Below are 11,868 nucleotides of genomic sequence, written 5' to 3' on the forward strand. Positions count from 1 at the left end.
TGCAAGCTGCGGAGAGCCGCCCATGCCGCCAAGGCAAGATAGACGGAACTGTAAAGACCTATTTTCATAACGGCAAAATGGAAACCGAAAAGGAGTATAGGCAGAGTGTGGAGAGCGGACGGGAACGCCGCTTTGACAGCAAGGCGGGTGAGCAGATTTTTGAATCTCATTATATAGACGGAAAAAAAGAGGGTGAGGAATGGGAGATTTTCGAGGATGGGCGCACGCTTCACAACAGGACTACACGACACTACCGTAACGGAAAACTTGACGGCTCTTATCATGTGGAATCGACACGGGACGGAAAACCCTATATAACCATCGAGAGACAATACACGACGGCGAGAAATCGGGACGTTGGAAACAGTACAACGCCACCGATGACACAACCCATGAATGGGATGAATGATTTTCTTTTTTCGCAAGTTGATTTTATAAAATTGCCACCGAAAGTTCGTACTTTCGGAAAAAGATGTTATATTTGCAAATGAAAGAGTTATTTGACAGCATAGCAACGCAAAACGCTGAAATTCGCACAGTTGCTAAATCGTTACCTCTATTTCTCAAATAATTCGCTAAAAGTTTATTTCTCAATTGGTTAAGTCAAACCGAGAAAAATCTAAAATAAAAAATAACCGAATTCTTACAGATAGTGACCGCACAAAAGCCATGACAATATTTGACATTGTTTGTAAGAATAATATTGAGTTATTAGAGGAAGCCGATGAACTAGCAGTAAAAGACAAAATGTCATCAGGAACCCTTGAAAAACAAAATAAGAATTTATCAATTGACGATATTTCTTTAGAACTCATTCAAAAAATGGTCGAATGGGACAAGCAACATCGCATACTTGATGATTGGAAATGGAAAGCCATGAATGATGTTATTTGCGGGAAAAAAGTACTAACAGAAAGGATGAAATATGCATTCCGTTATAACTTAGAAAAATTAAAAAAAGCGGGATTTACCTTTTAATAAATAGACAATATATAGATTAAAATATTACGAATTAACCTCTTTTAGGTATGTCGGAAAAATATCTGAATATCAAAAAATATTATCTTGATGGTATCGCAAAACGATGCCATTTTTTTTATTGTGCGTAATTACGAAAAATTTATGCATGTATGCGCCTTGCGTATATTCAAATTCAACGATTGTGAATATTATTTATTTTGTAATTCAAAATTAAGTTTCTCCCGTTCTATTTCAGCTCTTAGCTGTTCTTCCGTTGGTAAATAAAGTTTATACTTTGAAGCAAATAACTGCTCACTCCCGTGAAGTATGGAGTAACGTGCTATGTCCGCATCCGTTTCCGTACAAAGTACAATACCAATCGTTGGATTATCCCCCTCTCCTCTTTTTAAATCATCATACATTCTCACGTACATATCCATCTGACCAATATCTTGATGAGTTATTTTATTGGTTTTCAAATCAATCAAAACGAAACATTTTAAAATATAATTATAAAAAACCAAATCGATATAGAATTCATTCATTTCTGTTCTAATTAACTGTTGCCTCTCTACAAAAGCAAAACCCTTACCCAACTCCAAAATAAATTGCTGCAATTTATCAATAATAGCCATTTCTAATTCCGCTTCCATAAATCCTTTATTATTGGGTAAATTCAGAAATTCAAGCACGTAAGGATTCTTTATAAAAGCACATTTTTCAGCTTGTAAACTTGCAGTTTTCGCCCTCATTTCATTCTCCACACCAATCTTATCTCCAGACATCAAAAGACGTTCATAATAAAGAGTTGAAATATTACGGTCAAGAGTACGAACACTCCACGAATTCTCAGAAGCTTCTCGCAAATAATAATCACGAGCTTGCACATTATCTACCTTCATTATACGCTGATAATGTGACCATGTTAAATTCGCCAGACGCGTCTGGCGAATTGGATAATCTGGGAATGTCAAATAAAATTGTCGAAAATTTTTCAAATTCGATACAGAAAAACCCCTTCCCAAATCTCGCATCAAAACCTCCGCCAACTGCACTAATATTTGCCGACCATACTCAGCTCGTTCTTTTCCTTCTTGTTCCTCCTCAACAATTCTTTTACCGACCAACCAATAAGCATTCGTCATCATAGAATTTATTGCCGCATAAGCCCCACTTCTCGCTTCCTCTAAAATTTTACGCACATCTTGGACAAATTTCGATTCAGACATTGACAATGATTTTTTCTTTTCCATAACAACAATTTTATCTTCTACAAATGAACCAAATATATCTCAAAATGACAATTACTTTTTCATTCTTCTCAATATCTCCGGATGATTCTGAACTAAAATCCTTTTAATTTCGCTTTTCAAATATCGAGGGCTACCATTAGCATCTGTTCGTTTAATCTTCCCCTCATGTTCCCAGTTATTTATTGTTACACGAGTTACATCAAATATTTTACACAAATCTCCAATCGTAAGCAAATCCCCATACTCAGCAAGCAATCCTATATACTCGTCATACCTCTCCTCATGTTCTTCTGTCTGTTTCTCCAACACAATTCGACGAGAAAAATTATTTATTAAACCAAGTAATTTCACTCTTGTTTTTTCTACATAGGTAAATTGTATTTGACACATGCTTCTAAAAAACACGAGACAGGACAATTCATTTCGTAAACAAATATTCTTATTACCCACTTTTATATCCTCCCGTATTGCTTCAATACATCCATCAAATCCACAACTCAATAAATGTTGTGATAACTCCTCCTCTATCGATTGAACATCAAACAATAACATATTCAGATATTGTAAAACTTCTTCTTTGTGCAATATTATTTCAACCGCAATTTTATCTCTTAACTCATCAAAAAAATCCGAAAAACATTTTTCCAAGAATCGATTATAGGCCTCTTCCCCCTCCAGCCCCGAAACGCCATTATAACAGTGTTTCTCCGCATTCACGTTCACATCTGTTGACGATAATTCAAAACGTCTCAATTCTACAAACAACTTATTTTCCATCTTTTTTCTCTTTTACCCTTTTACTTATTTTATCCGCATTCTCCTCTCGTGCTATCTTTATATATTTCATAAAGTTATCTATAGATTTATGTCCGGTTATGAGCATCAAATTATAAGCTGGAATATCGTAAATATTATAAAAATTCGTGGCCGCACTCCTTCTCCCCGTGTGGCTACTAATCAACTTATATTTAGGCTCTGTAAATTGTCTGGTTTCACCACCTTTAGTTGCAAAATACGTAACAGTATTCGTAATCCCAGCCAATCTAGCAATTTCTTTTATTCCATCATTCAATTTCTGAGATGTAATACGAGGAAAATCATAATCATACTTTTCAATAATAGCTATCAATTCATCATACACGATAGGAATTGTAACCCGATTCTTTGTTTTCGTCGTTGGCATATCAATTACCCGAGTTCCTTCTGCCGTTGTCGTAAAACAGCTACTATCTATTTTCTTATAATCACTTACCCGAAGAGCCGTATAACAACCTATCAAAAACATATCTCGATATTTGTCTAACGTCGCATTTTCCCCGGTCAATTCCACATCGTATATTTTTCTCAATTCTTCCTCTGTCAAATAAACGGCAAAAGCATCTTCTTTGGGTTTAATAAAATACTTTTTCGTATGTTCAATATTAGTACTAATCTCTCTACTTAAAGCCAAACCCATCAACATTTTCAAATTTTTGATATGCTTCCCTATCGTATTTGGACCAAAATCATCCTTATAAAAACCATATTCCACGTATTCAGTTTCAAAAGTTAAGAAGTGAATAAAATCATCATACCAATCATTATTAATTGAATTGAAATATGTTACGTTTCCTCTAATCACATCAAACATCTCCAGCATATTTAAGAAATAACGATAAGAAGTTATCGTTCCAGAAGAATACTTTTCTTTCGTCTTCGCTATCAGCAACTCCCCTTGTTCCATCTCTCTTATCACATCTTTAGTAAATTGAGATACAGTCACATCTTCCACCTTTTTTTCAACCTTAAAGCCTAATCGTATCTTTACTTGCTCCTTCCAATACTCGGGAGTAACCGCTATTTGGTTCACCCGAACATATTCTTTTATTTCCGCACAAACACCTATCACTTTCTTCATGAAAGCATCTATAGCACGTACATTGGCAGTTTCATGTTTCAACGAACGTGGAATATTTGCCACAGCTATCGGTCTCTTATTAGCTTTATCCCAAAGTTTAGGTAATATTTTATATACTTCTTCCGTCACCGGGTCAACCAAATTATACACCACTTCTTGAGAATTAAAATACACTCGTAAACGAATCTCACTAGGTTTTACTCCATGCGGATGCTTCAATGAAAATTGAGGGTCATACTTCGACATAACATACAATTCTTTTACTAACAGCAAATATACAAAATTGGTACGGTATTTGGTACGGTATTTACTTCATTTTTCTGTACATTTTTATAAAGGCGTATTTTCACATACCCCTCAAAAACACTATTAATCAATTGATTATCTTTACACTTACGTATAAAACTGTAAAATATTGAAAAGCATTTTAAAGTCCAAGTGGGACCACTTGAAAATAAAGCAGTTACAAAATCAACAATGTAACTGCTTTTTTGTTTTTATATGGTTTTTACTGCCAATTTCAACTGAAAGTTAAACCAAGAGTTAAACCAAAAATCAGCATGAGTACAGGCATTAACATCTTGTGTTACAAATCAAAAACACTTGCAAACGGTGAACACCCATTAATGATTCGTGTTTGTAAAGACGGAAAAAAGAAATATGTAAGTCTAGGTATTTCCATTAATCCCAAATATTGGGATTTCAATAAGAATAAACCCAAACCCAACTGCCCGAACAGGCAAGAAATTGAAAAACTCATTATCAACAAATCAAAAACGTATAATGACCAAATAATAGAATTGAAAGCAGAAGATAAAGACTTTACAGCTAAAACATTAATAGAGAAAGTAAGTAAGCCTGTAAAGAGAATGAATGTAAATGCTCTATTCTTACAGGAAATAGCCCGATGAAATACCGAGCTTTATTCCAATCTAAAAGAGTATCATGATAGTGTTAAACCGTCCAACTTTTCGGGGTCACATCATAATTGCCCTCTCTTGTTATTTCATAATCTCTACTGAAATCTATCTTTTTTAGGTACTCGGAGTTATAAGCCAAAAAATTCTCGCCCTGCATGAAATCTTCTATTTCTTCTTCGTTCTCACGGCTTTTTTCTTTGCCGCAGCTTTCTCTGCTTTCTTCCTCTCCTTTTCTTCAAGTTTCTTTCGCTCTTTTTCCTCGTAGTTCTTAGCCATTTTTTCGTACCTAGCTTTTACCTTAGGGTGTTTTTCCAAATAATCTTCTATACAATCTTTTTCAAGATGAAATTCGGGAAAGAAATAAGAGAAAGGAACGTTGAAAAACCTTGCAATCTCGTTCAAGTGATTAAAGTTATACTTTGCATCGTTATAAACATCTTCAGCTTGCCCCACGTAAGAAATTGACAATTTCAATTCCAAAGACAATCTTTTTTGACCGATTTTCTTTGCTTCTCTTAACTCTTTTACCTTATTGATTATAAATAATTCAATTTCAGTCTTTTTTATCTCTTTGGGTTTCTTTGTAATTTCCATTTCAAAAATAAATTTATCCTAAAGGAAAGATTTTTCATACAATATATGGTATAATAATAATTATACCATATATTTGCGTTTGAAGTTAATAACGTACTTTTATAGTCTAGTTCAAAAGTAATAAACTACACGGGAAAGGTAGAACCGTTTCTTTTTGCCTATTTAAAAGAAGAATTTTTATGAGAACATAGCCATAAAAAGATTAAATGTTTGATTTTTGTAAAAAATATTTTACATTTGCAGAAGTTGAAAAATTAGGTGCGGAAGAGTCCGCATGAAATATTTGAAGTTATTGTATCGACCTTGTAAGTAAAATCGGCAAAATAATACTTTTCAGCGGGTTGTAGCAATAGTTTCATACTATGGTATGAACTGTTGTATTCAAACTGCTGGAAAGGGTCTTGCCGATACCTACTTACAGAATGGTATAACAGTTCTTTTTTTATTGGCAAATTATAGCGGGTCTTGTGGCAAGAAATCTTTTGGTGAACATTTAAGAACTCGGGCAATCTTGTTAAGTTGATTGATATTAAACTTTTTGGAACCATTCTCGAAATTACTAATAAATGTTCGAGAATACCCTAAAGCGTAAGAAAGAGATTCTTGAGTATGGTCAGCTTTCAATCTGTATTCACGTACCTTATCAATCACATATAAATCTATCTCTGTTTTCATATCTAAAAATTAATACACGAATAACGAGATATTTCAAATACAATCCGCCCAGCTATAGTATAGTAATACAAATTTAATTGAGAAGAAAAAAACTATTACAAAAATAATTTTAAAGCGCTTTATATTATTTATTACTAAAATTTAATCAAAAATCAATAAAATAAAAAAAAGACCACGAAATTATGAGTGATGAAGAATTAAAAAAATTCTTCTTAAATGAAGCCATGTTGCTTTGTCCTGCTACACGTTTTGAGGAATCAGAGATCGAGAAGTTACATATACTATTCGGTTCATTGAGAAAGATAAACAAATTACTAGGTACATTGTGCAACTCCAACATGGAAGTACACTACATGGAAGTATTAAACGTGTTCGGGTTTTATTTTACCGAAAAGGAGGGAGAAAGAAAGGTTAAACACCGGATGAACACGCACTTGTCCGCGTACAGTCAATTTATATTTCAACTTACAAAATTTAAAGAGTTGACAACGCACTATTACTATTACACGAACAGCCATTTAAAGGCTTTGGCACACGTGATGCAAATCTGCTACCCGAATGATTTTAAAGAGGGAGAAATAAACGAGATTGAAATAAAACAATTCCTTGCCCACGAAAAGGAGGAATAAAGAAAAGGGGGAAGTTGTCTAAAGTTGACCGCTTCGCGACTTCCCCCCGGTATTAACTACTAATAAATTAACGTCTAAAGTTATGAAGAAAAAAACAGAAAGAAAAATGTACAGCCGTAAATCACGTGCCAAAGTCAAAACTCGTTCACCGCGAGAGATCACGGCAGCGATTTACCTGAAAATGCTGCTTTTACCCTTGCTTTGTTGCTTATCCTTGTTAGCGAACGCGGTTCCGGCACGGGACAGCACGGTAGTAAAAGAGAATATAATAAAAGGTAGGGTGATGGACGAGAAGGGACAGCCCATGCCGGGGGTAACGGTGTTGTTGGATTCCACGAGGCTAGGAGTAACCACGGACACGGGAGGAAATTTCACGTTGAAGTTGTCCCGAGAAAAGGGCGTGTTGGTATTTTCATTTATCGGCTTTAAAACGGTAAAAACGAAATTCGAGGCGGGAAAATTGTTGACTATCCGCATGAAAGAGGAAACGTCAAGTTTGGACGAGGTGACGGTTATCGCTTACGGGACACAACGGAGGCGGGAAGTGGTGGGAGCCATGAGTACCGTCAGCGGGGAAGACATAAAAGATATCCCCTCTCCCTCCATCGCGAACCTGCTGCAAGGCAGGGTTTCGGGAATGAACGTCACCAACATGACGGGTGCGCCCGGCGGCGGGGGAACGTCCATCAATATACGAGGTTATAATTCTTTTGACATCGAGGGAGAGCAACGGTTTTCCAATCCCCTGTGGGTGATTGACGGCGTGCCGATGCAATCTTTCACCTCGCCCGTCACGGGTACAAACACGCTAAGTGAAATAGACCCGAACGACATCGAGAGCGTGCAGGTTTTGAAGGACGCGGCTTCCGCGGCGATATACGGCTCAAGAGCCGCGAACGGGGTTATTCTTGTCACCACGAGAAGCGGGCGTTTGAACCAGAGGGCAAAGGTAAGCGCGAATTTTTCCTACACTTTCTCTTTCGATCCCTCTTTGCCGGAACTAACCGGGGGAAACGCCGAGAGAAAACTGCGCTTGGAGGCGTTACGGGATTTCCAACAAGCCTATTTCGATGCCTCGACAAACACGTACAAGTACGTTAACTCGTACCGGGAGTCGTACAACGAGAACATGCACTACAATTACTTCTGGAATAAAGGTGATGGGGCGGGTATCGCCGCCTATCAGGACAGTTTGAACCCTTTCTACAACAATTCCACGAACTTCTTCAAGTATTATTTCAGAACCGCCAAGGTGCTGAACGCGAACTTGCAGTTAAGCGGGGGAACACCAAGCGTTTCTTATAACGTGGGATTGGGGTATTACGACGAGTCGGGGGTATTGAGGAACACGGGATTTGACCGGGTGAACCTGCTGGCGAATTTCTTTATCAAGCCCTTGCCGAAAGTTGAATCCAACTTGCGCTTTTACCTTGCCCGGACGGGACGTAAACGTGCTTCCCGCCTGTCTGTCTACACGGGTTTCACGTCGGGGCAAGAACTGGAACAGATCCCGTCCGAATTACTTACCATGTCAACCGTTATGCCGGGCGCGGGTACGCCCGCTTTCGACGAGATGATTAAACGTTTCAACACGATAAAAGAAGACAACGAGTCTTACCGGGTAAGAACCTCCTTGGATTTATCTCTCGAGATCGTGAAGGGGTTAAAATTAAAATCCTCCGTGGCGTTGGATTTCACGCAGCAAAACCAAAATCTCTTCATGCCCTCGAATTTGGACGAGTACGGGGAAAGTTATTCTTCCGGCCAGATCGAGAGAAACCTCATGTTGATAAACGAGAATCTTTTGACTTACAGGCACACGTTTGTTGAAAAACACACGGTTGACGTTCTACTCGGTTTGTCGGTACAAAAAGACGAGAGAAATTCTATCGGGACGTGGGGTAAAGATTCCCCGAGCGATTTGATTCATTATATTTCTTGGTACGGTAATGTCTACAACGTGAACGATAACCGCACCTTGAAAGACGGAATTACCGGGCGGGAGGTAAGCACGAGCGTCGGCGTGTTCGGGCGTCTGAATTACAACTACCTCGAGAGGTATTTCCTTTCCGTCACCTTGCGCCGGGACGCCAGTTCAAAGTTCGGGGAAAACGTGCGATGGGGAACATTTCCCTCTTACGCCGTGGCGTGGACGTTCAGCGAGGAGCCTTTCATGGGCTGGTGCGGGGACGTGCTGTATCACGGGAAACTCCGGGTTTCTTACGGGAAGTCGGGCAAGCAGTTCGATCAGCCGTATATCGCGCAAGGCTCTTTTTCACCGGGTGATCCTTACCTCGGCAACCCGACCATCCATCCCGATTTGGCAAGGGGATTAAGCAATAAATACCTGACGTGGGAGGAAACGGGACAGTACGATTTCGGTTTGGACTTGGATTTCTTCGATCATCGTTTCGGGGTTGTCGTGGACTATTATTACCGCTACACGGACAAATTACTTTATCCCGTGATGTTGCCCGGTAATTATTCCGCTTTCAATCGACAATGGCGCAACGCTTACGCGATCAGCAACGAGGGGATCGAGTTCGAGGTGAAATGGAACGCCATCAGGAGCGAGAAGTTGAACTGGAATATATCGTTTAACATCGCCCGGAACTGGAACCGACTTGAAAAAAGCGAGAACAAGCGGGATTTCCAGACGGAAAACAGCACGACGAATTTGAACATCATCGGGAAACCGCTGAACGGTCTTTACGTGTTGAAAACCGGGGGAATTTATAACGACGATAAAGAAGTACCCCGGATGTTTAAAAACGGGAAGGATTCCCCGCTCACGAGTGATAATAACACGCAGTATTACCGGGCGGGCGATCGGGTGGTGTATGACGTGAACGGTGACGGGGTGGTAAACTCGAGTGACCGGGTATACGCGGGCGCACCCGCTCCTTTCGCGCAGGGGGGAATTATCTCTACCCTAGAATGGAAAGGGTTTGACGTGAACGTGCTTTTCAATTTCGTTATCAGCCGCCACCTGCTGAACGCCGCCCGCGGGGCTTCGGTGGGAACAACGCTCGGGCTGACACCGGATGAAAGCGTGACGCCCGTCTACGTGGATTTAAACAAGGTTTCTTTCTGGCGGCAACCGGGGGATAACACGAGTTTCCCGCTGAACCGCTTGGAGAGCGGGTTAGGCAGTTTCAATTCCTACACGACGGCTAACGTGGAAAATGTCAGTTACTTGAAATTGAAAACGTTCGCCATCGGGTACACGTTGCCGGAGAGATGGAAGAAAAAGACTGGCATGGGCTTACGGGTTTTCGTGTCGGGGGAAAATCTCTTCACGATAACGAATTATTCCGGTGCAGACCCGGAATCTGTAAATATAATGACGGGCGTGGATGAACTCGGTAATTATCCATTGAACCGGAAAATAACCCTTGGTATAACAGCGATATTTTAAAGGTATGAAAAGGATATATGTATTTATATTGTTGGCGTTGTCATTATCATCTTGTGATGATTTCTTGACGGTAGAATCCGACACGGGTGTGACAAGTTTGAATTACTGGAAGAACGCGAGTGATTTGAACGCGGCGAATTACGGTTTGCACCAAACGTTTCGTTATAATATAGGCAGGAATGTATCGGCACAATATCGTGACCGCGGGCAACCTTTTGACGTGCTAGGTATTTGGACGAATCCAAGTAACAACGATCTATCGCGAGGTTGGACGCCGACGCACGCTTGCATCAATTGGAACAACGAGTATAAAGTGATTAACGAGGCTAACCTGATACTGGATAACATTGACCGTGCCGCGCTGACAAGCGAGCAATATAATTTCTTCCGGGGACAAGCCCTCGGGATTCGGGCTTACGTGTATTTCTACATGTTGCAAAACTGGGGGGATGTACCCTTGATCGTTCACGCGGAAGACGTGGGGATGAAAAGCCGGACAGCATGGCAGAAGGTGGCGGAACGATGTATCGTCGATTTAAGGGAGGCGATCACGTTGTTACCCGTGGCGGACGAGTTAAAAGATATAGAGGAAAACCCGATAACGAGCAAACAAGCGGTTTCCTCCGGGACATGTCACGCCATACTGGCACACCTGTACGCGTGGAAAGCGGCAGTGAACAAAGAACCGGAATTGTTAAAACTGGCGATACTGGAATGTGATTCCGTGATCTCGGATAACAGTTATCAGTTAGCGGGGCACATGAAAGAAGTCTGCGAGAAAGTGATTCCCGGGAATAGCCGGGAAGGTATTTTCGAGTATGATTTTGAAAATTCGGAATATGATTTAAAAGGATGGGGTGCTTATCTGGCTGGATTTTGCCAGTGGTGGCCAATTGTCCCCTTGACAACACCATCCACGGCTCGCCGGGGACTTTTGATAAGCAACTCGACCGTTTACAAGATGTTTCCCGACCCGGAAGATCAACGGCGAGAGGAATATTTTTATAAACTTGACAGCATGGCGAAGGTTTCCACGACGATAACGAAAGGAAACGCTTACGTGCAAAAGTATCAACAAGTTATCACTTACGAGTCGGGTAACCAAAAGGGGCAAATTAAATCTTATATCGCGAATGAAATTATTATCCGCTTGGCGGATATTATTCTGCTGCGGGCAGAGTGTAAAGCACGTGTCGGGGATCACGGCGGGGCTAGAATTGACTTGAACCGCATCCGTAACCGCGCAGGGGTGAAGGATTACGCCGGGACGGATGTCGATTTGCAAGACGAGATACAGGACGAGAGGGAGCGGGAGTTTTTCGTGGAGGGATTTTCCACGAGGTATTTCGATTGCGTGCGAAACGGGAACTACCGGGAGAGGTTAAAAGGGAAGTTCAAAACCTTGACCGAACAGGACGTGAAAGACGGCGCGTTGTTTCTTCCCGTGGGAAAAATGGCGTTCTACGATAACACCCTGATGCTACAAACACCCTACTGGAAAAGAAACGGTTATACTTATTAA

At 40.3% G+C, this 11,868-nt stretch carries 10 protein-coding genes and 1 pseudogene; 6 read left to right on the top strand and 5 right to left on the bottom strand.

The window, feature by feature from the left end; translation table 11 throughout:
- Positions 1-20: 20 nt before the first annotated feature.
- A pseudogene (locus H8S64_RS16145) lies at positions 21-409 on the top strand (toxin-antitoxin system YwqK family antitoxin); the annotation flags it as partial.
- Positions 410-594: 185 nt separating this feature from the next.
- Complete coding sequence (locus H8S64_RS16150) at positions 595-978, top strand: hypothetical protein (protein WP_186977422.1); 384 nt, start codon at positions 595-597, stop codon at positions 976-978.
- Positions 979-1,169: 191 nt separating this feature from the next.
- Here H8S64_RS16150 and H8S64_RS16155 read toward each other — a convergent pair whose 3' ends face one another.
- Genes H8S64_RS16155 through H8S64_RS16165 form a run of 3 tightly spaced genes read right to left on the bottom strand, consistent with a single transcriptional unit; the run spans position 1,170 to position 4,356 of the window.
- Positions 1,170-2,213, bottom strand: a complete 1,044-nt coding sequence (locus H8S64_RS16155; RefSeq protein ID WP_227461996.1) for a PDDEXK nuclease domain-containing protein — start codon at positions 2,211-2,213, stop codon at positions 1,170-1,172.
- Between the two features lie 51 nt (positions 2,214-2,264).
- Positions 2,265-2,990: a MerR family transcriptional regulator gene (locus H8S64_RS16160; protein ID WP_118774451.1), complete on the bottom strand. Its 726-nt coding sequence runs from the start codon at positions 2,988-2,990 to the stop codon at positions 2,265-2,267.
- Positions 2,980-4,356 (bottom strand): site-specific integrase, encoded by a 1,377-nt coding sequence (locus H8S64_RS16165; RefSeq protein ID WP_186977424.1) that lies wholly within the window; start codon positions 4,354-4,356, stop codon positions 2,980-2,982. Before H8S64_RS16165 ends, H8S64_RS16160 begins: the two co-directional genes overlap by 11 nt.
- A 314-nt stretch (positions 4,357-4,670) precedes the next feature.
- On the opposite strand from H8S64_RS16165, the gene H8S64_RS16170 reads away from it, so the two are divergent.
- Complete coding sequence (locus H8S64_RS16170; protein ID WP_099289896.1) at positions 4,671-5,021, top strand: Arm DNA-binding domain-containing protein; 351 nt, start codon at positions 4,671-4,673, stop codon at positions 5,019-5,021.
- Positions 5,022-5,195: 174 nt separating this feature from the next.
- On the opposite strand, the gene H8S64_RS16175 is transcribed toward H8S64_RS16170, so the two are convergent.
- Positions 5,196-5,624 (bottom strand): helix-turn-helix domain-containing protein, encoded by a 429-nt coding sequence (locus H8S64_RS16175; protein ID WP_186977426.1) that lies wholly within the window; start codon positions 5,622-5,624, stop codon positions 5,196-5,198.
- Between the two features lie 453 nt (positions 5,625-6,077).
- Entirely contained in the window at positions 6,078-6,299 is a 222-nt protein-coding gene (locus H8S64_RS16180; RefSeq protein WP_099289894.1) for a helix-turn-helix domain-containing protein, read from the bottom strand.
- Positions 6,300-6,481: 182 nt separating this feature from the next.
- Between H8S64_RS16180 and H8S64_RS16185 the strand changes: the two genes are divergently transcribed.
- From H8S64_RS16185 to H8S64_RS16195, 3 genes are all read left to right on the top strand, one after another.
- Complete coding sequence (locus tag H8S64_RS16185) at positions 6,482-6,928, top strand: hypothetical protein (RefSeq protein ID WP_186977428.1); 447 nt, start codon at positions 6,482-6,484, stop codon at positions 6,926-6,928.
- Positions 6,929-7,010: 82 nt separating this feature from the next.
- On the top strand, positions 7,011-10,346 hold the full coding sequence (locus H8S64_RS16190) for a SusC/RagA family TonB-linked outer membrane protein (RefSeq protein WP_186977430.1): 3,336 nt from the start codon (positions 7,011-7,013) through the stop codon (positions 10,344-10,346).
- Between the two features lie 4 nt (positions 10,347-10,350).
- A complete protein-coding gene (locus H8S64_RS16195) occupies positions 10,351-11,868 on the top strand; it encodes a RagB/SusD family nutrient uptake outer membrane protein (protein WP_255469571.1) in 1,518 nt (505 codons plus the stop codon).

This window comes from Butyricimonas hominis (assembly GCF_014287455.1).
Lineage (GTDB): Bacteria > Bacteroidota > Bacteroidia > Bacteroidales > Marinifilaceae > Butyricimonas > Butyricimonas muris.